This is a genomic window from Paraplanobispora siamensis (genome assembly GCF_016863175.1).
Taxonomy (GTDB): domain Bacteria; phylum Actinomycetota; class Actinomycetes; order Streptosporangiales; family Streptosporangiaceae; genus Planobispora; species Planobispora siamensis.
On sequence record NZ_BOOJ01000164.1, the window covers coordinates 1 to 561 of the forward strand.

General features: G+C 67.4%; 1 protein-coding gene. It reads left to right on the forward strand.

From position 1 onward, the window contains the following. The coding region (locus Psi01_RS43035; protein WP_275424668.1) for a TCP-1/cpn60 chaperonin family protein at positions 1-561 on the forward strand (561 nt) is incomplete at both ends.

Sequence of the window (561 nt, forward strand, 5' to 3'; positions counted from 1 at the left end):
GGAGGACGCCCGTCGCGGTCTTGAGCGCGGCATGAACCAGCTCGCCGACGCGGTCAAGGTGACCCTGGGCCCCAAGGGCCGCAACGTCGTGCTGGAGAAGAAGTGGGGCGCCCCCACCATCACCAACGACGGTGTCTCCATCGCCAAGGAGATCGAGCTGGAGGACCCGTGGGAGAAGATCGGGGCCGAGCTCGTCAAGGAAGTCGCCAAGAAGACCGATGACGTCGCCGGTGACGGCACCACCACCGCCACGGTGCTGGCCCAGGCGCTGGTGCGCGAGGGTCTGCGCAACGTGGCGGCCGGGGCCAACCCGATGTCGCTGAAGAAGGGCATCGAGGCCGCGGTCGAGCGGGTCTCGGAGGAGCTGTCCAAGCTGGCCAAGGATGTGGAGACGAAGGCGCAGATCGCCTCCACCGCCTCCATCTCCGCGGGCGACGCCCAGATCGGCGAGATGATCGCCGAGGCGATGGACAAGGTCGGCAAGGAAGGCGTCATCACCGTCGAGGAGAGCAACACCTTCGGCCTGGAGCTCGAGCTCACCGAGGGCATGCGCTTCGACAA